Origin of the sequence: Acinetobacter terrestris (genome assembly GCF_004331155.1) — a bacterium.
GTDB classification, from domain to species: Bacteria; Pseudomonadota; Gammaproteobacteria; order Pseudomonadales; family Moraxellaceae; genus Acinetobacter; species Acinetobacter terrestris.
The window spans coordinates 32,501-51,797 of sequence record NZ_SJNZ01000018.1 but is presented as its reverse complement, the minus strand read 5'-3'; the positions used below and the strand labels follow the sequence as shown (position 1 = coordinate 51,797).

15 protein-coding genes are annotated in these 19,297 nt (G+C 44.6%); 10 read left to right on the top strand and 5 right to left on the bottom strand.

The features are described from left to right. The first annotated feature begins 149 nt into the window (after nucleotides 1-149). The 3 genes from ilvD to E0H81_RS11025 all read left to right on the top strand — a co-directional run bounded on the left by ilvD (nucleotide 150) and on the right by E0H81_RS11025 (nucleotide 3,484). Nucleotides 150-1,835, top strand: a complete 1,686-nt coding sequence (gene ilvD / locus E0H81_RS11035) for a dihydroxy-acid dehydratase (protein WP_131318892.1) — start codon at nucleotides 150-152, stop codon at nucleotides 1,833-1,835. Nucleotides 1,836-1,905: 70 nt separating this feature from the next. Continuing rightward, nucleotides 1,906-3,216, top strand: a complete 1,311-nt coding sequence (locus E0H81_RS11030) for a hypothetical protein (protein ID WP_131318890.1) — start codon at nucleotides 1,906-1,908, stop codon at nucleotides 3,214-3,216. Next, nucleotides 3,197-3,484, top strand: a complete 288-nt coding sequence (locus tag E0H81_RS11025; protein ID WP_131267628.1) for a chorismate mutase — start codon at nucleotides 3,197-3,199, stop codon at nucleotides 3,482-3,484. Before E0H81_RS11030 ends, E0H81_RS11025 begins: the two co-directional genes overlap by 20 nt. Nucleotides 3,485-3,562: 78 nt before the next feature. On the opposite strand, the gene E0H81_RS11020 is transcribed toward E0H81_RS11025, so the two are convergent. Further along, on the bottom strand, nucleotides 3,563-4,054 hold the full coding sequence (locus E0H81_RS11020) for a peptidoglycan amidohydrolase family protein (RefSeq protein ID WP_131267627.1): 492 nt from the start codon (nucleotides 4,052-4,054) through the stop codon (nucleotides 3,563-3,565). A gap of 501 nt (nucleotides 4,055-4,555) precedes the next feature. Here E0H81_RS11020 and E0H81_RS11015 point away from each other — a divergent pair. Continuing rightward, nucleotides 4,556-5,293, top strand: coding sequence for a sulfite exporter TauE/SafE family protein (locus tag E0H81_RS11015; protein WP_131318888.1), 738 nt, complete (start codon nucleotides 4,556-4,558; stop codon nucleotides 5,291-5,293). A 35-nt stretch (nucleotides 5,294-5,328) separates the two neighbouring features. Here E0H81_RS11015 and E0H81_RS11010 read toward each other — a convergent pair whose 3' ends face one another. The 4 genes from E0H81_RS11010 to E0H81_RS10995 form a co-directional block, all read right to left on the bottom strand. Next, nucleotides 5,329-6,231, bottom strand: a complete 903-nt coding sequence (locus E0H81_RS11010; RefSeq protein ID WP_131318886.1) for a LysR family transcriptional regulator — start codon at nucleotides 6,229-6,231, stop codon at nucleotides 5,329-5,331. 104 nt (nucleotides 6,232-6,335) lie between these two features. Beyond that, entirely contained in the window at nucleotides 6,336-7,637 is a 1,302-nt protein-coding gene (locus E0H81_RS11005) for a solute carrier family 23 protein (RefSeq protein ID WP_131318884.1), read from the bottom strand. Nucleotides 7,638-7,938: 301 nt separating this feature from the next. After that, nucleotides 7,939-10,623, bottom strand: a complete 2,685-nt coding sequence (gene ppc / locus E0H81_RS11000) for a phosphoenolpyruvate carboxylase (protein WP_131318882.1) — start codon at nucleotides 10,621-10,623, stop codon at nucleotides 7,939-7,941. Nucleotides 10,624-10,796: 173 nt separating this feature from the next. Continuing rightward, the gene (locus E0H81_RS10995) at nucleotides 10,797-11,420 is read right to left on the bottom strand and encodes a TetR/AcrR family transcriptional regulator (protein WP_131318924.1); all 624 of its coding nucleotides are present in this window, start codon (nucleotides 11,418-11,420) and stop codon (nucleotides 10,797-10,799) included. A 146-nt stretch (nucleotides 11,421-11,566) separates the two neighbouring features. On the opposite strand from E0H81_RS10995, the gene E0H81_RS10990 reads away from it, so the two are divergent. The 6 genes from E0H81_RS10990 (at nucleotide 11,567) to E0H81_RS10965 (ending at nucleotide 19,256) form a co-directional block, all read left to right on the top strand. Then, nucleotides 11,567-12,673 (top strand): efflux RND transporter periplasmic adaptor subunit, encoded by a 1,107-nt coding sequence (locus E0H81_RS10990; RefSeq protein ID WP_131318880.1) that lies wholly within the window; start codon nucleotides 11,567-11,569, stop codon nucleotides 12,671-12,673. Beyond that, nucleotides 12,670-15,828 carry an efflux RND transporter permease subunit gene (locus tag E0H81_RS10985; RefSeq protein WP_131318879.1) on the top strand — a complete coding sequence of 1,053 codons (3,159 nt, stop codon included), beginning with the start codon at nucleotides 12,670-12,672 and terminating at the stop codon, nucleotides 15,826-15,828. Before E0H81_RS10990 ends, E0H81_RS10985 begins: the two co-directional genes overlap by 4 nt. A gap of 133 nt (nucleotides 15,829-15,961) precedes the next feature. Then, a complete protein-coding gene (locus E0H81_RS10980) occupies nucleotides 15,962-16,339 on the top strand; it encodes a hypothetical protein (protein WP_131267621.1) in 378 nt (125 codons plus the stop codon). A gap of 107 nt (nucleotides 16,340-16,446) precedes the next feature. Further along, the gene (gene dnaJ / locus E0H81_RS10975; protein ID WP_131267620.1) at nucleotides 16,447-17,556 is read left to right on the top strand and encodes a molecular chaperone DnaJ; all 1,110 of its coding nucleotides are present in this window, start codon (nucleotides 16,447-16,449) and stop codon (nucleotides 17,554-17,556) included. A gap of 175 nt (nucleotides 17,557-17,731) precedes the next feature. After that, nucleotides 17,732-18,553 carry a 4-hydroxy-tetrahydrodipicolinate reductase gene (gene dapB / locus E0H81_RS10970; protein WP_131318878.1) on the top strand — a complete coding sequence of 274 codons (822 nt, stop codon included), beginning with the start codon at nucleotides 17,732-17,734 and terminating at the stop codon, nucleotides 18,551-18,553. Between the two features lie 58 nt (nucleotides 18,554-18,611). Then, on the top strand, nucleotides 18,612-19,256 hold the full coding sequence (locus E0H81_RS10965; RefSeq protein WP_131318877.1) for an START domain-containing protein: 645 nt from the start codon (nucleotides 18,612-18,614) through the stop codon (nucleotides 19,254-19,256). Nucleotides 19,257-19,297: the final 41 nt, after the last annotated feature.

Below are 19,297 nucleotides of genomic sequence, written 5' to 3'. Positions count from 1 at the left end.
TAGACATAAAGTATGGCTGTATGGAAATAATCACGAAGCTTGATTCTCAATCATATGCTTTTACATATCGTAGGCCTTCTATACAATGATCCTAGAATAGATTGCTACAGACTGAAGCTTAAAATTGGTCATCGCCAAGGAATAAAATAATGAGTAAAGATAATATCCGCGAGCATTCCGCACCGGTGTATGAAGGGATTGAAAATGCCCCGGCACGTTCCATGATGCGTGCCACAGGGTTTAAAGATGTAGATTTTACCCGTCCATTTATTGGGATTGCTTCCACCTGGGCCAATGTCACACCATGTAATATGCACATTGATGGTCTGGCACGTGAAGTGGAAAAAGGCGTCAATGCCGCAAATGGTAAAGGTATTATCTTCAATACCATTACTATTTCTGACGGTATTTCAAACGGTACCGAAGGCATGAAATACTCACTGGTTTCACGTGAAATTATTGCAGATTCGATTGAAGCCGTTGTTGGTTGTCAGGCTTATGATGGTGTGATTGCGATTGGTGGCTGCGACAAAAACATGCCGGGTTGCATCATGGGGCTTGCACGTTTAAACCGTCCGGGTCTGTTCATTTATGGCGGAACGATTAAACCGGGCGCGGGTCATACTGACATGATTTCCGTATTTGAAGCGGTCGGTCAGCATGCCAAAGGCGAAATTAATGCCATTCAGGTCAAGCATATTGAAGAAGTGGCACTGCCAGGTCCAGGTTCTTGTGGCGGCATGTACACCGCAAATTCGATGGCTTCTGCCATTGAAGCGCTAGGTATGAGCTTGCCCGGTTCATCTGCACAGGAAGCTGTTTCAGACGAGAAACTGCTTGACTGTAATCGTGCCGGTGAAGCGGTAATGAACTTGCTGCGTTTAGACATTAAACCTCGCGACATCATGACCAAAGCGGCATTTGAAAACTCGATTAAAGTGCTGATTGCACTTGGGGGTTCAACCAATGGTGTGCTACATATGCTTGCTATGGCACATACAGCAGGTGTTGAACTGTCACTAGATGACTTCGTGCGCATTGGTCAGGACATTCCAGTCGTTGCAGACGTGCGCCCATCAGGGAAATATCTGATGTCTGAACTGATTGCAATTGGCGGAATCCAGCCGTTAATGAAACGTATGTTAGACGCAGGTATGCTGGATGGCTCTTGCCTAACCGTGACCGGTAAAACCTTGGCTGAAAACTTGGCCGATGTTGAAGATTATCCTGAAGGCCAGCAAATTATCCTGCCATTTGATGCGCCAATCAAAAAAGACTCTCATTTAGTGGTGTTAAAAGGCAACCTGTCACCAACCGGTGCAGTGGCAAAAATTACCGGCAAAGAAGGGCTGTATTTTGAAGGTCCGGCACGGGTATTCGAAGGTGAAATCGGTGCGATGCGCGGAATCTTGGACGGCGAAGTACAAGAAGGCGAAGTGGTAGTGATTCGTGGTGAAGGCCCTAAAGGCGGTCCGGGTATGCCAGAAATGCTTAAACCGACATCGGCCATTATTGGTAAAGGCTTGGGTAAATCAGTCGCACTGCTGACAGATGGTCGTTTCTCCGGCGGAAGTCATGGCTTTGTGATTGGTCATGTGACCCCTGAAGCCTATGAAGGCGGTCCAATCGGCTTGGTTAAAAATGGCGATAAAATTTCCATTAATGCTGAAACCCGAGAAATGACGTTACACATTTCCGATGAAGAAATGGCAGTACGTAAAGCCGCTTGGGTGAAGCCAAAACCCAATTACACCTATGGTGCTTTGGCGAAGTTTGCTAAATTGACCACAGGGGCTGAAAAAGGGGCAGTTACGGATCTAAATTTAGATGTATAATTGATCATTCCCTAACAAATTGTTATAAACCCTTGTAGCACTACAAGGGTTTTTTTTCGAGGCTTATCTCATGTCACTGTTGCGCCGTTGGTTTGATCCACTTCGATCGCGTTGGTTTTACCAAAAGCCGACTCGTAAAGTGGTGTTATCTACGGAACAGGGTTTAAGTATCCATTTACGTTTAGATGATGTGTACAGTTATCTGGCTGTACAGCAGTTGCCTGAACTTGAGGAAATTTTGAGTGATGAACTCAAGCCTTTAAAAGTGGTTATTTCCAGCCGAACGGCAGAACCTCCCAATCATATGTCCGCAATCGAGTGGCAAAATTACTGCTTAAATGATGCCAAAATTCTATCCAAGCAGCATCGCTTTAGCTTCCATGAAACCCCAGAACAACCCCCGCTTGATGCCATAAAACAAGCAGAAACCATCCTTCGCAATACCCCATTACGTGGCCAAGATTTCCTCTATTTACTCGAAGATGTATTTCACATGCTGTGGCAAAAACAGTATGGGAAATTACGCACTTTACATGCCATGGCCAGTCGGCATCATAGCGCTCAAGCATTTCCAGAACGTATTTTTAATGATGACGAAGTGCTGGCCAGCTATTTTGAATTTGGTCAGCGTAAATACCATGCGGTCGATGACCTGCTTCGACTGGTACGTCGTTTAAAACAACAAAAACTGCTGACTGGAAATCCAATCTTCCTGATTAATCATATTGATTGGTGTGAACATTTAATTAGTGATGCAGAAGAACTGAATGAAATTCAGGCGCTAGACCCAGAACTGGATTTATATATTGCCCTTGAAGATCCAATCTCCTGGTTACTGTTGGCTTATATTAAAGAAGAACTGGCGAATTACTATAATATTCAATTGAATGTTTACCCGCTTTCTTATCATGGACGTGATCTGTTTGACTGGAGTCTGGCGACCCGTCTGTCAAAACGCACAGAAGTGAAATTCACTCCGTTTTGCCGTCCGACACAGTCTGCCACTATTGCGATGGCACAACTGTTTTATAGCGTGCCCGAAGAGCAGCGCGTTGAAGCGATGCATAGCATTTTGCAGGCGGTATGGACCCAAGGCAAGGACATGTCGTTTAAATCACATTTCGACCAGATGCAGCGTGATTTAGAGATCAGTGAATTAAGCCATGAAGATATCACTGCCAAACTGAAAGAAAATGACATACGCTGTGAAATGAAATCACAGCCTGATTTTCCTGTGCTTGAACTTCGCATTGACGGGCAAAGTTATGTGTTTAATAGCTTGTACCGTGTCTGGATGATTGAAAGCATTTTTAGCAATGTTTTAGAAGACCAATATAAAAGTGAAAATGATGATAGAAAAGATGAAGAAAGAAAAATGTGAGTCTTTAGAACAAGCGCGTGAAAAAATTGATGTCATTGATACTGCACTGATTGAAATGATCGCAACCCGTCAATTTTATGTGGATCAGGCAGTACGCTTTAAACGTACTGTGCAGGATGTGCAGTCACCGGAACGGGTTGAGCAGGTGATTAGCAAAGTGCGCGCACAAGCGGTTGAATTGGGAACCGATCCGGATCTGGTTGAACACTTATATAGAGAAATGATCCAGCGTTTTATTCAACGCGAGTTAAAAGAGATTAGACCCTAATTGGATTGAGGCGAATGCCCAGGATGCCATAAAAAAGACACCTTAAAAGGTGTCTTTTTAAATGCTGTGATCGGTCTATTACACCAGTCGGTAATAGGTATAGCTCACCTGATCATTCTTATAAACTGCATGGCTGTTTTGACGGAAATCCGAAACCCACTGGCGGCCGGTATAGGCAGCAATATGGCCATAAACATGTTTTTGGGTTCTATGAATAATATAAATATCGCCCTCTTTCGGATTATTAAAAGAGGGATTGATTTTTTTGTAGCCAATCGTCTGGAGCGTATTTCCCCAATCTGCAGCTGCCACCGGATGGTTTACAATTCTGGCACCTGCTGACTGTAATGCAATACGAATGCTTCGCGCACATTTTTTGGTACTAGAGGCTGACGACATGCTATGTAACTTTTGCGTGAATTTACGCACATCAAGATAAGGGATGCCTTTATTTTTATTGGTATTCTTGGCTCTTAAACCTGCTTGACTATCTTGATATTTCTGGGAGATCACTGCAGTGTTCTGGTTTACAGTGTTAATCATATTGCTCTGGGGTGCATCATACATCATTCTTAAATTTCTACCTTATCTTCAATTGCTTTTAGAAAAAAATAGACAGCATTTTTCAGAACTGAAATACCAATATTTTTTCCTTAAAATCACTTAATTGATATGTTATTACATATCTCTTGTTCATCAGGAGTTGGTACTTTAAAGTGGTTTTGTTCGAAAATCCACCCAGATTTACTCTGCAAAAAAGCCAATATGGGCGAAAAAAGCGCTCAAATTGCGCTGATAAGGCCAGAAAATAAATACAAGACAGCTCATAAATCATACAGTTAAGGGCGGCTTGCAAATATGTTATTAATTGAGTGAATTTTTATGTAATCGTGCAATTAAACGCTCAATTATTGATCAAAACTTAACATTTTGTCATATTTGTAGTGCATGTTTTTAACATTCCAGTCTCAAAAAGCCTCAATTTTTCCTTGAGGCTGAGTCCAAAAAACAATGATTTTTCAATTTTCCCGATTCATCTAACATAGCGCTACGATCTGAAGAGTGCTGAACATGGTTGGGTTTGTCATTGCAGTATTTGCCATTGCTGGCATGATTAAAGGCATTATTGGCCTAGGTTTACCCGCTGTTTCCATGGGCTTGCTGACGATTTTTATTAGTCCCTTTCAAGCCGCCACTTTGCTTATTGTACCTTCAATGGTGACCAATTTCTGGCAACTGTTTGCAGAAGGTCATGTGCTGAAACTGGTTCGCCGTTTTTGGCCTTTGCTGCTGGGTATTATTGTCGGTTCGATCTGGAGCATTTTTCCTACACTTGGACATGGCGAATTTCAAAGTGAGGCCTTGCTCGGCGGAATGCTGGCATTGTATGGATTATACGGTCTATTTGCTAAAAATATGCCGAACCTTGCCCCGCATGAGAAATGGCTATCCCCAATGGTCGGTTATCTAGGCGGTGCGCTGACGGTGGCAACCGGTGTGGTGGTGATTCCTGTGGTTCCTTACTTGCAATCGCTGCATTTAAAACGTGATGATCTGGTGCAATCCTTAGGTTTGGCTTTTACCATCTCAACTATTTGTCTCGCAGTTTTTTTGCATCAAAATCCTGTCGAAGGTATTCCCATCGACTATAAAATGTCATTGATTGCGTTATTACCGGCATTGGTGGGGATGTGGCTGGGCACAAAAATTCGCTATCGCATTCCGGAACAGAAATTCCGTAAAGTGTTCTTTTGTGGCTTGGTAATTTTTGGTGGCTATATGGTGCTGCATCAGTTTGGAATGATCTAAATTTATGCTTAAACAGTGATCAGTGGTCGCTGAAATTAAATTAATAATTTGGACTTTTTCGAAAGTAAAAACTGACTGAAATGTTGATAGGACACGGGCAATTCATCAAAGTTTCTGGCGGCCAATAACAGTTTCCGGTTCGCCCAGTCTCCAGTCAGTTCAATGTGATGAAAGGCATAAACCGTCTTTAAACGAATGGCAGCACGTTTTGGCATAATCGCAATCCCGACCCCATTGGCAACCACTTGGGCAATCGCGGCAAAATTGGGCAAACGTAAACGATACTGAATGGCACAGCCGAGTAATTTTGCCTGCGTTTCAATGGATTGTTGCAGGGAATGATATTGCATTAAACCGACAAAAGGGTAATGTAATACCTTCTCTAATTGCAGTGCCGATTGATCTTTTAATTCGTGATTCATCGGGCAAATCAGCACTAAGGGATCATCGATAAATTCCAGCGTGTGCAAATTTTTTGAATTAAAAAAACCCGAAATTAAGCCGAGCTGGGCGCTGCCATTTTCCAAGGCCTGAATAATATCGTCACTTTCTGCTTCTTTTAAATCGATCTGTATATTGGGGTTTTCCACCAGATATTGCGGTAATAAAAGAGGAAGATATTCACTTTGTGCCGATGAATTACACCATAAGGTCATTTGCGAATTTAAGCCTTGGCCGAAAGATGCCATAAGCTGTTGCAGGTGCCTGCCTTGCTGGATGAGTAATTGTGCCTGCTCTGCAAAAGTTTGCCCCGCAATGGTCAGTTTGACCCCAGATGCATGCCGGGTAAATAAATGCACGGCAAACTGTTGTTCGAGTTTTTTAATCCGTTCACTGGCGGCTTGCAGCGAAATTGCAGAGCGTTCGGCACCTTTGGTTAGACTGCCTGTGTCCACAATATTTAAAAACAGCTGTAGATCAAAAAAGTCCAGACGCATGTGCTGTGCCATCTAAGTGAAAGTCAGCTCATCATACTAAAATTTTCTAGATAGCTGAGATAAAAAAAGCAGCCTTGCGGCTGCCTAAAAATATGTATTTATCGTTATGATTTATCGCCCAAGCTAAAGAACCAGTTCAGGATTAGTGCTGCAAATGTAGCGGTACCAATACCACCTAAGTTAAAGCTACCGAATTGCAGCGCAAAGTCACCGGTTCCTAAAATAATGGTCACCGCAGCCACCATCAGGTTTTTGTTTTTAGAGAAATCAACTTTGTTTTCAATCCAGATTTTTGCCCCGGCAATGGTGATTAAACCAAATACCACAATTGATGCACCGGTTAAAATGGCAGTCGGAATGGTGTGAATAATGGCACCAAACTTGGGAGATAAACCCAAGAACACTGCAAATACACCGGCAAATACAAAGATGATGGTGGAGTAGACACGGGTTACTGCCATCACGCCAATGTTTTCGCCATATGTGGTCATCCCCGGACCACCGACACCGCCCGATAATGTAGTCGCAAGACCATCTGCAATAAAGGCTTTACCAATATGCGGATCCAGGTTTTCACCGGTCATTGCACCCACAGCCTTAATATGCCCCAGATTTTCTGCCACCAAAATCAAAGCAATTGGTGCAATGATCAGCATGGCATTGATATCAAATACCGGTGAATGGAAGGTTGGAATACCAAACCAGTCCGCCTGTTGAATCGGGGTAAAGTTGATTGGTGTGCCATAACCCATGACATTGGAAACAATGTAATAGGTCAGGTAAGCCAGTAATAAACCCACCAATAACAACAGACGTTGCAATAAACCTTTGGTGAATACCGCAATCGAGCCCATGCACAGCACGGTCACCAGTGACATCCACATATTAAAGTTATTGCCCGCTACGCCTTTAACTGTAACCGGTGCAAGGTTTAAACCGATAATCATCACCACAGCACCAGTCACCACTGGTGGCATCAGTTTTTCGATCCAGTTGGTGCCGGTCGCCATGACAATAAAACCAAAAATGGCATATAACACGCCACAGGCCATGATGCCGCCAGCAGCCACAGCCAAATTGGCATTGATTGCACCTGTACCAGACGCGGCATAACCGGTTGCAGCAATTACCACACCAATAAAGGCAAAACTTGAACCTAAATAACTCGGTACACGACCACCTGTAATCAAGAAAAACAGGATGGTACAAATGCCTGACATTAAAATCGCCAGATTCGGATCAAAACCCATCAAAAAAGGTGCAAGAACCGTTGCTCCAAACATGGCAAAAGCATGTTGTATACCTAGGACCACACTTTGAGCAGGAGGGAGATACTCATTGGTACCGACTGGACGTGCATCGATTTGACCTGAATAAGGACGCCATTTGGGGAACCAGCTGGACATAAAATGAGCGCTCAAAAGATAAATTGTGCACATCATACTCTTGTTTTTTAGAAGATTTAATCTCTTTAACAATATTTTTGTTCAAATTAATCTACTGACTTTTCTTGTTTTTTTACCGAATGGTAAAAGTTTTATTATTGGAAAATTAAAGTTAAATCAGCGTATTAATCGAGTAATTGAGCCAGTCCATTATTCATAACGAATACTTATTTTACTTATAAACAATATGATATTTTCTGCTAGTTGCTGAGCAATAAAAAAGCACATCCTGAAGATGTGCTTTGCGGTGTAGATGAAATATTTAACCGGTATTACGTAAACCTGCGGCAATTCCGGCAATACTCACCATTAACGCATGATCGACTGGCGTATGTTCGGCCTGACATTTCGCTAAATAGCGGCGACGGCGTTTCATCAGCTCAGCCTGTAATAAATGCAGTGGAAGCAAATAAGGTTTGCGTACTTTCATGGACTGATCGAGGACTTCGTTACTGCTGAGCAGTTGCGATTCACCTTTTAAAGCCAATAGCGTCTGTACCGCATCTTTTAAGCGTTGACGCAGTTGTTCACCCAAGATTTTTAAATCTTCATCATCGGTTAAATGCGATTCGTAATATAAGGCCACATGACTGTCGGCTTTAGACAACACCATTTCCAGCATATCAATCAAGGTTTGGAAATAAGGCCATTGCTGCAACATTTCATCGAGCAAGTCTTTTTGGCCTTGATTAATCACCTGATTAATCGCTGCACCTGTACCGAGCCAAGCCGGAAGCATCAAGCGAATTTGCGTCCATGCAAACACCCATGGAATGGCACGCAAGGATTCAATCCCGCCGCTGACTTTACGTTTTGCTGGACGTGAACCGAGTGGCAACATTTGCAGTTCAAGTTCTGGGGTAACGGTACGCAGGTATTTCACAAAATGCGGATTTTCACGTACCGTTTCACGATAAACCTGTACCGATAAATCCGTCATGGTGTGCATCAACTGACGCCATTCATCTTTAGGTACTGGCGGTGGCAACAAGGTTGCTTCCAAAGTCGCTGCGGTATAAATCTCCAGATTTTGCAGCGCAATACCTTCCAGACCGAACTTGAAGCGAATCATCTCGCCTTGTTCAGTCACGCGGATGGCACCGGAAATAGAACCCGGCGGTTGTGAAAACAGTGCTTGCTGGGTTGGTGCACCACCACGGCTGATTGAACCGCCACGACCATGGAACAGGGTCAACTGCACAGCATGCTTTTGCGCAATCGCGGTCAGTTCTTCCTGCGCGCGGTATTGCGCCCAGTTGGCAGACATGAATCCGGCATCTTTGGCAGAATCTGAATAGCCAATCATCACTTCATGCTTGCCCTGAATATGCTGCTTGTACCAGTGCATATTAAACAGGGTGTTCATGGTGTCGGCTGCGCTGTCCAAGTCTTTGAGCGTTTCAAATAACGGCACCACACGTAAAGGATGTTTAATGCCAGCTTCTTTTTGTAGTAATAAGACTGCCAGTACATCACTTGGATATTCAGCCATCGAGATAATATAGGCACCCAAGCTTTCTTCAGGTTGCTCTGCCAAGGTACGCATAGTGGCAAATACTTCTTGCACATCGGGATGTTGAATCAGGCTTTGTTCAGGCTCATTCAGATGCTTCGGCAGCAATGGACGTTTGCTTTGTAATTCTTGCAACAGGAAGTTTTGACGCGCCTGTTCAGTCCAGGTTTCAAAATTGCCCAAGCCTAAATATTCAGTAATGGCGGAAATGGCCTGACGGTGACGCCCTGACTCCTGACGGATATCCAGTTTTAGCAGTTCAATGCCAAAACAGTTGACCCGATGGATAAAATCGAGCAGTTTGCCATTGGCAATTTCCGGCAAGTTGCAGGCAATCAATGAACGGTAACAAAGCAATAATGGCTGTAATAATTCATCTTTGCTTTTAATCACCAGACTGTCGTCGGCATCTTGGTCTTGTAATTTTTGAGCTAGCCAATGACGCGTAGCTTTTAAGCGCTCACGGGTATCACGCAGATATTCGCGGTATGGTTCTGCATGTGGATGTCCCAGCGCCTGCATCAGTTCATCGCTTGCGTTTTGAATCGATAATTCCCAGCGCAGGTCTTCAATATCGCGTAGATATAAATCTGCCGCTTTCCAGCGCGATAACCACAGTACTTCCTGGGTAATGTTATGGGTAACATTCGGATTACCATCGCGATCGCCGCCCATCCAGGAAGCAAAACGAACCGGTGCAATGCTTAAAGGCAAACGCTGACCGCAGTGGTCTTCAACCATTTCATCCAGTTCACGCACGAATTTGGGTACCGCGTTCCACAGGGTTTGTTCAATGGTGGTAAAGCCCCATTTCGCTTCATCCACTGGGGTAGGGCGGTGCTGACGGATTTCATCGGTCTGCCAGGCTGAACAAATCAGCTGCTTGAGTTCTTCGAGGACTGTTTTACGTTCACGCGGGGTCAGTTTTTGTTGGTCCGCTTTGAATAAGCAGTCATTAATACCGTCATATTTTTGAATCAGGGTACGGCGGCTGACTTCAGTCGGATGCGCGGTCAGCACTAGTTCAATGTTCAGTTCACAGATTTGCTTGAACAAGGTGTCTGATGAAATTTCATGGTGTTTAAATTTCTGGAACAGATGATCAAGAGGATTGGGTGAAGGGGCATTTTCATCAAATTCACTCTTACGGCGACTTCGAACCACATTGTACTGTTCGGCAATATTGGCAAAATTCAGAAAGTGGGTAAATGCACGCGTCAGGGGAAGAATTTCATCATCTTCCAGACTTAAAAAAAGTTGTTCGAGTTGTTTTTCTGCTTCCACCTGACCATCACGGGCACCTTTAGACAGTGCGCGAATTTGTTCGACCTGATTAAACAAATCTTGTCCCGCATGTTCCTTAAGGGTTTCTCCTAACAAATTCCCAAGTAAGCGCACATCCTCACGCAGTGGAGCATCAATTTGTTGAATCATTTTTTTCATTCTCCTAGACTTCTGTTTTGAATATACCCCGATTCGATGACATTCCAAGTAGGGGGCAGACAAAAGTATGTAGTTTGTTGCTGCTAAAAATAGCAATTGATCTGCCCGTTGAGCCTTGATAAAAATGAAAGCTGACTTTTTAAAGGATTTTTTACGTAATTGTTTTAAGTTGTTTTTTGATATTTCAGCATAAACAATTCAATACTGCTTAAAATAATCTGCTGCTTTTCTTCAGCGGTGGGAATAGCACGAACGCCGAGCAAAACTTCATGATGGCGCATGCCGAATAATAAGGACACAATCAGCAGGGTTAAGCTTTTTAATTCTTCCACTTGAATAAAACCCAGTTCAATCGCCTGCTGAAAGAAATTTTCCCACACCGCATTCATGCGCAGGTGCGAAGCCTCATAGAACTTTTGTGCCAATGGATTCTGTTCAGCCGCCAGTTCCACCAGTAAGCGTTCCAGTTTAATGGCTTCAGGTAAATTGGTGATATTCAGCGCCAAGTCGCAGGCATGGATAAATTCTTTATGAAAATCACTGTCGGCCTGTAAATTCAGTGGACGCGCACTGATCAACTCCTCGCAGGTCACCGCAATGGCGCAGACAAATAAATTGGCTTTGTCCTGAAAATGATTGTAGACCGTCAGTTTGGTCACGCCTGCTTCGAGGGCAATCTGATTCATGCTGGAACCATGATAACCACATTTTAAAAACAGGTTTTTTGCTGCATTTAAAATGCGCTGACGTTTTTCCAAGTCCTTCGGACGACCGACATTTATTTGCACAATTTTTTCCAAAAAAATCAAAAAGGTCATTGCTTTGACCCGTGAGTTCTAATTAATGTACCAATGAGTATATTAATTAAAAAATAGACAATTTAAGATACTCCTTATTTTGCCCTAAAAAACATTTTTAAATAAGAGCGAATTTCATGAGCATAATTAAGACCGCAGCTGTCAGCATGATCATCGTTTGCAGTGTGACCTTATGGGGATGCAGCACGGATGCAACCGAAACAGAACAAGTGCCCTTTGTCATGGTGACCCAGCCGAACAGTAGCTACAATAATCAGAAAAGTTATGCCGGGGATGTACAGGCGCGCCAGCAAACTGCTTTGGCATTTCGGGTGGCTGGGCAAATTATCGAACGTTATGTCGATGTCGGCGATCAGGTCAAAGTCGGTCAGGTACTGGCAAAACTGGATGTGAAAGATGCACAGCTACAACTGAATGCGGCCAATGCTCAACTGGAAAGTGCGCAATCTGCGGCAAAAAATGCCGAAGATGAACTGAAACGCTTTAAGCAGCTGCTCCCAATGAATGCGGTGAGCCGCTCGCAATATGATGCTGTCGATAACCAGTACAAAGCAGCGCTTTCGAACTTAAAACAGGCACAATCCAATTATGACGTCAGCCGTAACCAAACCGGTTATAACCAGTTGGTCGCCAATAAAAATGGCGTGATTACTGCACGTAATATTGAAGTGGGGCAGGTGGTTGCTGCTGGGCAAGCGGCCTATCAAATGGCGATTGCCGGTGATCGTGAAGTGGTGATCGGGGTTCCTGAACAGGCCATTTCCGAGATTAAAGTCGGTCAAAGCGCATGGGTGACCTTGTGGTCTAAACCTGAAGATAAATTTGCAGCCTATGTGCGTGAAATTTCACCCGCAGCGGATCAGTCACGTACCTTTAGCGTGAAAGTGGCATTACGTGAAGGCAATGCTGCAATTCAACTGGGGCAAAGTGCCCGGGTATTTTTTAATCATACTGAGCACAATGTATTGAGCGTGCCTTTATCCAGTGTCTCGGCCAATGACCAGCAGGCCTATGTCTGGGTGGTGAAGCCGGATCAGACCATTCATAAGGTGCCAGTCACTTTGGGAGCGTATGGCCGTGACAGCGTGCCGGTATTGTCTGGTTTGAATACCAGTGATTATGTGGTGATTGGCGGAGTACATTTATTGCGTGAAAAACAAAAAATCCAGCCAATTGACCGCGAAAACCGTGCCGTGAAAATTCAGGCAGGGACTGCATCATGAAACAAGACCTGAAGTCGGAATCACGTTATAACCTGTCGGAATGGGCGCTGAAAAATAAAGGCTTAATCCTTTATTTTATGCTGCTCCTCGGCATTGTCGGGATTGTCTCTTATTCCAAACTGGCACAAAGTGAAGATCCACCGTTTACCTTTAAGGTGATGGTGATCCAAACCTATTGGCCGGGAGCAACGGCTGAAGAAGTTTCATTACAGGTTACCGACCGTATTGAAAAAGAACTGATGAGCACGGGCAGCTATGAACGCATCATGGCCTATTCGCGTCCGGGCGAATCGATGGTGACTTTTGTTGCCAAAGACTCGTTGCGCTCCAATCAGATTCCAGATGTGTGGTATCAAGTCCGAAAAAAAGTCGGTGATATCAAACAGCAATTACCCAGTGGCGTACAAGGTCCGTTCTTTAACGATGAATTTGGTGATACCTTCGGCAATATTTATGTCCTGACCGGCAAAGACTTTGACTATGGGGTATTGAAAGAATACGCCGACCGCTTGCAACTGCAATTGCAGCGGGTGAAAGATGTCGGCAAGGTCAATCTGGTTGGTTTGCAAGACCAGAAAATCTGGATTGAACTCTCCAATACCAAAGCTGCCCAACTCGGCATTCCGGTCACGGCGATTCAACAAGCCCTGCAACAGCAAAATACCGTGGCCAGTGCCGGTTTCTTTGAAACGGGTACTGACCGTATTCAGATGCGGGTCAGTGGTCAGTTGCAAAATGTAGAAGAACTCAAGCAAATGCCCCTGTTGGTGGCAGGCAAAACCATTCAATTGGGCGATGTCGCAGAGATTTACCGAGGCTTTAGTGAGCCGGCTCAGCCGCGTATGCGCTTTATGGGCGAAAACGGGATTGGCATTGCGGTATCCATGCGCAAGGGCGGCGATATTCTGGCTTTGGGTAAAAATCTGGAAACGGAATTTGCACAATTACAAAAGTCCTTGCCTTTAGGCATGCAGCTGCAAAAGGTTTCTGACCAACCGGTTGCGGTAAAACGCAGCGTGAATGAATTCATGAAAGTATTGGCTGAAGCGGTGATTATCGTTTTACTGGTCAGCTTCTTCTCACTCGGTTTCCGTACCGGACTGGTGGTGGCATTTTCGATTCCCTTGGTTTTGGCGATGACCTTTGCCGGCATGAACCTATTTGATGTCGGACTGCATAAAATTTCATTGGGTGCACTGATTTTGGCACTCGGTTTATTGGTGGATGACGCCATTATTGCCGTCGAGATGATGGCGATAAAAATGGAGCAGGGCTATAGCCGGCTTGAAGCAGCAGGCTTTACCTGGAAAACCACTGCTTTTCCCATGCTGACCGGAACCTTGATTACCGCAGCAGGTTTCCTGCCGATTGCAACAGCTGCATCCAGTACCGGTGAATACACGCGTTCCATTTTCCAGGTGGTGACCATTGCCCTGATTGTATCCTGGTTTGCCGCAGTGCTTTTTGTGCCGTATCTGGGCGATAAACTGCTGCCGGATTTTGCCAACCTGCCACAAAAAGCGCCGTGGTATCAGCGTCTTTGGGCACGTTTACGCAAGCGACCTGAACCGCAACTGCTACAGCATCATGCCGGTGAAGCTCATGATCCCTACCAGACCAAGTTTTATCAAAAGTTTAGAAGCTGGGTAAATACTTGCCTGACCTACCGTAAAACGGTGATTGCAGCCACGGTGGGGATTTTTGTATTGTCAGTCCTGATGTTTAAACTGGTGCCGCAGCAGTTTTTCCCGCCATCCAACCGTGCCGAAATTTTGGTGGATTTAAAACTGGAAGAAGGCGCATCGCTCACTTCAACTGAAAATGCGGTGAAAAAAGTCGAAAAATTCTTGTCGACCAAAGAGGGCATTGATAACTATGTGGCCTATGTCGGCACAGGTTCAACCCGTTTTTATTTGCCACTGGATCAGCAATTGCCACAGGCCAGTTTTGCCCAGTTTGTGGTTTTGGCCTCTTCCCTGGATGACCGTGATGAAATTCGTCAATCTTTGGATCAGGAAATTCGTAAATTGTTGCCGGATGTGCGTACCCGCGTATCGCTGCTAGAAAATGGCCCACCCGTTGGTTATCCATTGCAGTATCGTGTTTCAGGTGAGGACTTGCATCTGGTTCGTCAGTGGGCGCAAAAAGTCGCCGCAGTCGTGGGGGATAATCCGAATACCAGCAATGTGCATCTGGATTGGGGCGAGCCAAGTAAAGTCATTCATTTGAATATCGATCAGGACCGTGCCCGTCAAATCGGTGTATCCAGCTTGGATTTGGCCAATTTTTTAAACAGTTCAGTCAGTGGTGCCACCATTAATCAATACCGTGAAAAACGTGAATTGATTGAAATTCGTCTGCGTGGTGATCAGGCTGAACGGATTAATGTGGAATCACTGTCCAGTCTGGCCGTTCCGACTGCCAATGGGAGTTCTGTGCCGCTGGCGCAAATAGCGAAAATTGAATATGACTTTGAGGATGGCCTGATTTGGCATCGTAACCGTTTGCCGACCATTACCGTGCGTGCCGATATCCGCAGCAAATTGCAGCCGGCCACCGTGGTGGGAGAACTGGCCGAAAAAATGGATCAACTGCGTGCTGAATTGCCAAGTGGTTACTTGGTTGAAGTGGGCGGAACCGTGGAAGAGTCTGCACGCGGGCAAAACTCGGTCAATGCCGGGATGCCATTTTTCCTGGCAGTGGTCATGACCTTGTTGATGATTCAGCTCAAGAGCATGTCACGTGCCTTCATTGTCTTGTTAACCGCACCTTTGGGTTTAATCGGGGTGGTGTTATTCCTGTTATTATTCAATAAACCTTTTGGTTTTGTGGCAATGTTGGGAACCATTGCGCTTTCCGGCATGATCATGCGAAATTCTTTAATTTTGATTGATCAGATTGAACAGGATATTCAGGAAGGACATGATCCGTGGTCAGCTATTGTGGATGCGACCATGCGCCGTTGCCGTCCGATTGTGTTGACTGCATTGGCTGCGGTACTGGCGATGATTCCCTTATCACGCAGTATTTTCTTTGGCCCGATGGCAGTTGCCATTATGGGCGGATTGATTGTGGCCACCCTGTTAACCTTGTTCTTCTTGCCTGCATTGTATGCACAATGCTTTAAAGTGGAAAAAAATAAGCAAACTACATAATTTTTTGATAATAATGAGGTGCGAAATATTGAAAATTTCAATATAGTAGCACCTAATATTTGTATACATTTCTATAAAGCAATTTACTGCATATTAAAAAACTAAACGTGTAGTGAATGGGGTTAAAAAGCACATGAAGCAAGACAACTTAAGCCGACTTCGCCGTTCCATTGCGATCTCTTATGTCTTCATGTTTTTTGCTTTATTTACCGTGATTAGTGGCATATTTGCTTACTGGTTTGCGCGCAAAGTCACACAAGTGGATGGTGCTGAAGTATGGCTTGAAGCTCAAGGGCTTTGGGTGATGCGAAATACCGTAATTTATTCCATTTTGGTGGTATTTGCTGCACTCTGGTTTATTCCGCTGATTTTCTTTTATTGGGATAGCGCACTTTGGGTCACTGGTTGTACTGTTGCTGGGGTAGTATTTACGATCATCGCCTTTTTGTTTTTGCTCAATGCATGGCTCAAAGGGATCTCTCGATTTTTCAAAAATAAAGCCGTTTTCTAATCTGGCCAAATTTTTTTCCATTCTTACCCTTGTAAAACTGGGATTGACCCCCAATTTCAGTCCACAGTTAAGCATTAAATCAAATTCCGTGAGGAGCATCGCCAGACATGGCTAAACGTGATTATTATGAGGTTTTGGGCGTCGCTAAAACCGCTAGTGATGATGAAATTAAAAAAGCCTACCGTAAGTTGGCGATGAAATATCATCCAGACCGCAACCCAGACAACCCTGAAGCGGAAGATAAATTTAAAGAAGCTGCTGAAGCTTACGAAATTTTATCCGATGGCGAAAAACGCAGCATGTATGACCGTATGGGGCACAATGCCTTTGAAGGTGGTATGGGCGGCGGTGGCTTCGGTGGCGGTTTCAATGCAGAAGATATCTTTAGCCAGTTTGGCGATATCTTTGGTGGCGCTTTTGGTGGCGGTGGTCGTCAGCAACAACGTGCACGTCGTGGATCCGACCTTCGCTACGTCATGGAATTGACGCTTGAAGAAGCCGTCAAGGGCGTGAAAAAAACCATTACCTTTACCGCACCTGCACCTTGTGATGCCTGTGATGGCAAAGGTTCAAAAAATCCTAAAGATGTTGAAACCTGTAAAACCTGTCATGGTGCAGGTCAAGTGCGCATGCAGCAAGGTTTCTTCTCGGTTCAGCAAACCTGTAGCACCTGTCGTGGTCAAGGGACCATCATCAAGAACCCATGTAATAAATGTCATGGTTCTGGTGTATCCGATCGTCAACAAACGCTGGAAGTCACCATTCCTGCAGGCGTGGACAATGGCGACCGCGTACGTTTAACCGGCAAAGGCGAAGCGATTCGTGATGGCCAGTCAGGCGATTTATACGTTGAAGTAGTGGTTCGTGAACACGAAATCTTCCAGCGTGATGGTGCAGACCTGTATATGGATGTGCCTGTCAGCATTGCCGATGCAGCATTGGGTAAAGAGATTCAAATTCCAACACTCGATGGCCGTGTCAGTTTGAAAATTCCTGAGGGAACTCAAACCGGTAAAATGTTCCGCTTGCGTGGTAAAGGGGTTAAACCTGTACGTACCAGCATGCAGGGCGATTTACTCTGCCGCGTCGTGATCGAAACACCGGTGAATTTGACCGCTCGCCAACGTGAACTGTTAAAAGAATTGCAAGAAACCATGGATGGTGAGGACAGCAAGTCATCTCCAAAGAAAAAATCGTTCTTCGGTCTGTTTGATTGATTTCAAACGGCGTTTAGAAAAAGGGTGATATTGATATCGCCCTTTTTTATGGGCTTTAAAAAATCAGAGACAGCAAGCCAGATTTTTTCGATAAAATTTTTAGGCTTGAAACTTAGTCTCGGTACAGAGTTTTGCTATAGTAAGAACAATTTAGAAGCAACATTAGGAATATGTTATGTCAGCAGCTCCACGCATTGGTGTATTGGGTGCAGGCGGTCGTATGGGAAGCATCCTCATTCAAGCCGTAAAAGAAGCGGGTTACCAGCTTGCAGCGGCAGTTGAACGCCCTGAAAGCAGCTTGATTGGTGCAGATGCAGGCGAGCTTGCGGGTATTGGTGCTGTGGGTGTTAAGGTTGTTGGCAATCTGCAAGACGTATTAAAAGACTGTGACGTGGTGATTGATTTTACAGCGCCTGTCGCGACCGAACAGCATTTGAAATTATGCCGTGAAGCAGGCGTGGCCATTGTTATTGGCACCACTGGCATGAATGACGAACAAAAAGCATTTTTGGATGACAGCGCAACTGAAACTCCTGTGGTGTATGCAGCGAATTATTCGGTGGGTGTCAATGTATCCATCAAACTGTTGGAACTTGCCTCTAAAGTGTTTGGTGACACGGTCGATATCGAAGTGATTGAAGCACATCACCGTCATAAAGTGGATGCGCCATCGGGTACAGCACTGATGATGGGTGAAGCGATTGCCGGTGCTTTGGGCCGTAACTTAAAAGAAGATGCGGTGTATTGCCGAGAAGGGCATACCGGTCCGCGTGAGCGCAAAAGTATTGGTTTCCAAACTATCCGTGGTGGTGACATTGTGGGTGAACATACTGCCATGTTTATTGCCGATGGCGAACGTGTTGAAATCACCCATAAAGCGACCAATCGCATGAACTTTGCTTCAGGTGCAGTACGCGCTGCTGCATGGGTCGTGGGCCGTGAAGCAGCTAAATATGACATGAAAGATGTACTTGGATTTAATGATATTCAAGTATAAAAATTCATCAAAATCATTTATAACAATACAACAAAATTAAAATAAGATGCTCAACGGAATGAAAAAAGTGATATTGATGGCTTGTGCTGTAGCAATGTTGGCTACAGTGCAGGCTAAACCTGCTGATCATGCCAAACTCAGCATTCATAAAAATAATATTAAAGTCTGGACCATTCAAAACAGTCAAAACCCGGTATTTTTATACAAAGCTGAAACCACTTACGATACTGCGCTCGAAAAAGCGGTCAGTCTGATTTTAGATGTTGACCACGCGGTGCAATGGGTGCCGTATATGGGCAGTATCAAAGTGCTTTCGCGGGATGACAAAAAGGGCGAATTTTTATTGTATATGGTGCTGGATTTTCCTTTTCCGCTAAAAGATCGTGATTTGGTGGTGCAAGGTAAAATGATCAAAGATGCCCAAGGCATTATCACGATTAAAAATAAGGCCGTCGATAAAGGCTATGCCAAAAATCCGGATTATGTCCGTTTAACCCATTATGAAGGCGATTGGACTTTTCAGAAACTGGCCAATAATAAAATCAAAGTTTCGACTTATGGTTATGCCAATCCTGAAGGCTCTATTCCTTTGACCTTTGTGAATATGTTTGTACAGCAGCAGCCCTATCAGATGCTACAAAAAATGAAGATGGAACTCGGCAAGCCATCCGGTATTCCTGCCTTGCCCGAAGCTTTGCGTTAATCCATAACATTAAAAAAGTCCGCATGATGCGGACTTTTTTC

Bases quoted from the DNA above. Each gene is read 5' to 3' on its own strand.
- E0H81_RS11010 (WP_131318886.1), bottom strand. From the start codon at position 6,231: ATGCGTCTGGACTTTTTTGATCTACAGCTGTTTTTAAATATTGTGGAC.
- E0H81_RS10990 (WP_131318880.1), top strand. From the start codon at position 11,567: ATGAGCATAATTAAGACCGCAGCTGTCAGCATGATCATCGTTTGCAGT.
- dnaJ (WP_131267620.1), top strand. From the start codon at position 16,447: ATGGCTAAACGTGATTATTATGAGGTTTTGGGCGTCGCTAAAACCGCT.
- E0H81_RS10985 (WP_131318879.1), top strand. From the start codon at position 12,670: ATGAAACAAGACCTGAAGTCGGAATCACGTTATAACCTGTCGGAATGG.
- E0H81_RS10965 (WP_131318877.1), top strand. From the start codon at position 18,612: ATGAAAAAAGTGATATTGATGGCTTGTGCTGTAGCAATGTTGGCTACA.
- E0H81_RS11015 (WP_131318888.1), top strand. From the start codon at position 4,556: ATGGTTGGGTTTGTCATTGCAGTATTTGCCATTGCTGGCATGATTAAA.
- E0H81_RS10980 (WP_131267621.1), top strand. From the start codon at position 15,962: ATGAAGCAAGACAACTTAAGCCGACTTCGCCGTTCCATTGCGATCTCT.
- ilvD (WP_131318892.1), top strand. From the start codon at position 150: ATGAGTAAAGATAATATCCGCGAGCATTCCGCACCGGTGTATGAAGGG.
- E0H81_RS11025 (WP_131267628.1), top strand. From the start codon at position 3,197: ATGAAGAAAGAAAAATGTGAGTCTTTAGAACAAGCGCGTGAAAAAATT.
- E0H81_RS11005 (WP_131318884.1), bottom strand. From the start codon at position 7,637: ATGTCCAGCTGGTTCCCCAAATGGCGTCCTTATTCAGGTCAAATCGAT.
- dapB (WP_131318878.1), top strand. From the start codon at position 17,732: ATGTCAGCAGCTCCACGCATTGGTGTATTGGGTGCAGGCGGTCGTATG.
- ppc (WP_131318882.1), bottom strand. From the start codon at position 10,623: ATGATTCAACAAATTGATGCTCCACTGCGTGAGGATGTGCGCTTACTT.
- E0H81_RS11020 (WP_131267627.1), bottom strand. From the start codon at position 4,054: ATGATGTATGATGCACCCCAGAGCAATATGATTAACACTGTAAACCAG.
- E0H81_RS11030 (WP_131318890.1), top strand. From the start codon at position 1,906: ATGTCACTGTTGCGCCGTTGGTTTGATCCACTTCGATCGCGTTGGTTT.